This window comes from Variovorax sp. 20P10.2.4 (assembly GCF_058244205.1).
The window spans coordinates 1-2036 of the sequence record NZ_JBZAYE010000955.1 but is presented as its reverse complement, the minus strand read 5'-3'; the positions used below and the strand labels follow the sequence as shown (position 1 = coordinate 2036).

Below are 2036 nucleotides of genomic sequence, written 5' to 3'. Positions count from 1 at the left end.
CGGCGCTCACGGCCGCGCCGTCGAGCCCCATGCCGAAGCCGAAGATCAGGATCGGGTCGAGCACCGCGGTGACGAAGGCGCCGATCAGCGTGACCATCATGGCGCGCCGCGCGTCGCCGACCGCGCGCAGCAGCGCCGAGCAGGCCATGCCGATCCCGAGCAGCGGCATCGTGTGCACCGTGATCGCGAGGTAGCGCTGCGCGAAGCGCGCGGTCTCGCCCTCGGCGCCCAGCGCATGCACGGCCGGGCCGAGGAAGAAGGCGGTGCCGCTGCCGGCCACCAGCGAGATCGCCGCCATCAGCACCAGGCTCGCGGTGGCGATGCGGCGCGCATCGTGCGCGCGGCCCGCGCCCACGGTGCGCGAGACCACGGCCGCGATGCCGATCATCAGCCCGATGCACAGCGAGGTGTGGAAGAAGCCGACCACGCCCGCGAAACCCACGGCCGCGGCGATGGCCTTCTCGCCGAGCAGCGAGATGTAGAACAGGTTGATCAGGTCGACCGCGAACACCGCGATCAGGCCGATGGCGCCGGTGCCCGCCATCACGCAGACATGCCGCAGCAGCGAGCCCGTGACGAACCTCGGCCGGGCCATGTCTCCCCCCATTGCGCTTTCTGGCATGCAAAATCCTCGCTGTGGCCTAATTACGCCTTCGAACTTCACTTTTACCCGAGCTTTCCATGCCCAAGAAAATCCGTACCGAAGCCGACCGTCTCGCCAGCCCGAAGCCCGTGCCCCTGCCCGGCTTCACCCTGCCGCGCAACGGTGGCGGCCAGAAGGTCAGCCTCGAGCGCGGCACCGCGACGCGCAGCAAGAAGAACCCCGGCAAGCGCGCCAAGAAGGGCGGCTGATCCGGCCTTCGCCGCCACGGCCCGCCGGGCCGGTGGTGCGAAACCCCCGACAAACGCGCCCGCGGGCGCGTTTCGTCGTTGAGGGGCCCCTGCCAGGGGCTATAACCCTTCGATGTCCGACGACAACCAGATCCTGATCCCGCCCTCGTTCTTCGCCGTCTACACCGACGCGCGGCAGCGGCTGCGCGAGCCCATCGGCGTGGTGCGCGAGCGCTACGAGATCTGCGAGGACCTGGCCAGCCACCTGGTGGGCCATGCGCAGATCCAGCACCACACCGAGGTGCCGGTCGAGAGCGAGATCCTGGCGCGCATCCGCGCCGGCCTGGCCGTGCCCGAGGCGGGCCTGCAGCCGGCCGAGGCCGACTGGGTGGTGCAACGGCTGGCCGAGCTGCTGGGCTGGCCCGGGCCCGAACCGGTGCCGTCCGGGGACTGAACCCGGCGCCGCCGCCATGCTGCTCCAGGTCGGCGAACTCGCGCGGCGCACCGGGCTCACGGTGCGCACGCTCCACCACTACGACGCCATCGGCCTGCTCGCGCCCTCGGCGCGCTCGGAGGCCGGCTACCGGCTCTACGGCGCCGACGACATCGCGCGGCTGCACGCGATCCAGGCGCTGCGGCTGCTCGGGCTGCCGCTGGCCGAGATCGGCGGGCTGCTGGGCGCGGGCGGCGAATCGCTGCCCGCGATCGTCGCGCGCCAGATCGCCGCGCTCGACCGGCAGATCGCGCAGGCCACCACGCTGCGCGAGCGGCTCGCGCTGCTCGAACAGCGGCTGGCCGAGGGCGGCCGGCCCGACACCGGCGACTGGCTCGCGACGCTCGAGCAGATGAGCACCTACGGCCGCTATTTCAGCCCGGAGGAGATCCGCGCGCTGATGGCGAACTGGAAGGCGGTGGCCGACCAGTGGCCGCCGCTGATCGCCGAGGTGAGCGAGTGCATGGCGCGCGGCGTGCCGGCCGATGCGCTCGAGCTGCAACCGCTGGCCGCGCGCTGGATGACGCTGATGGGCCAGTGGATGGACGGCAACTACGACCTGATCGAGCGCTGGGGCGAGATGTACCGCAGCGAGCCGGTGGCGCGGCGCGACGACGGTCCCTCGGCCGCGCTGATCGGCTACATCGAAGAGGCCATCGGCCTGCGCATGGCCGCGCTGCTGCGCCACCTCGACGCCGAGGACTTCGCGCGC

4 protein-coding genes are annotated in these 2036 nt (G+C 72.1%); 3 read left to right on the top strand and 1 reads right to left on the bottom strand.

What is annotated here, in order from left to right; translation table 11 throughout:
* A partial coding sequence (locus AC27VN_RS39870; RefSeq protein WP_490880269.1) for an MATE family efflux transporter occupies positions 1-595 on the bottom strand: 595 nt, incomplete at its 3' end.
* An 86-nt stretch (positions 596-681) separates the two neighbouring features.
* Here AC27VN_RS39870 and AC27VN_RS39865 point away from each other — a divergent pair.
* The 3 genes from AC27VN_RS39865 to AC27VN_RS39855 all read left to right on the top strand — a co-directional run.
* Positions 682-852 carry a hypothetical protein gene (locus tag AC27VN_RS39865; RefSeq protein ID WP_172705803.1) on the top strand — a complete coding sequence of 57 codons (171 nt, stop codon included), beginning with the start codon at positions 682-684 and terminating at the stop codon, positions 850-852.
* A 112-nt stretch (positions 853-964) separates the two neighbouring features.
* A complete protein-coding gene (locus tag AC27VN_RS39860; RefSeq protein WP_093351565.1) occupies positions 965-1285 on the top strand; it encodes a hypothetical protein in 321 nt (106 codons plus the stop codon).
* Between the two features lie 16 nt (positions 1286-1301).
* Positions 1302-2036 (top strand): MerR family transcriptional regulator (locus AC27VN_RS39855; RefSeq protein WP_490880268.1); only part of this gene is annotated, 735 nt, incomplete at its 3' end.

Coding starts and splice junctions, on each gene's coding strand:
- AC27VN_RS39865 (WP_172705803.1), top strand. CDS start 682: ATGCCCAAGAAAATCCGTACCGAAGCCGACCGTCTCGCCAGCCCGAAG.
- AC27VN_RS39860 (WP_093351565.1), top strand. CDS start 965: ATGTCCGACGACAACCAGATCCTGATCCCGCCCTCGTTCTTCGCCGTC.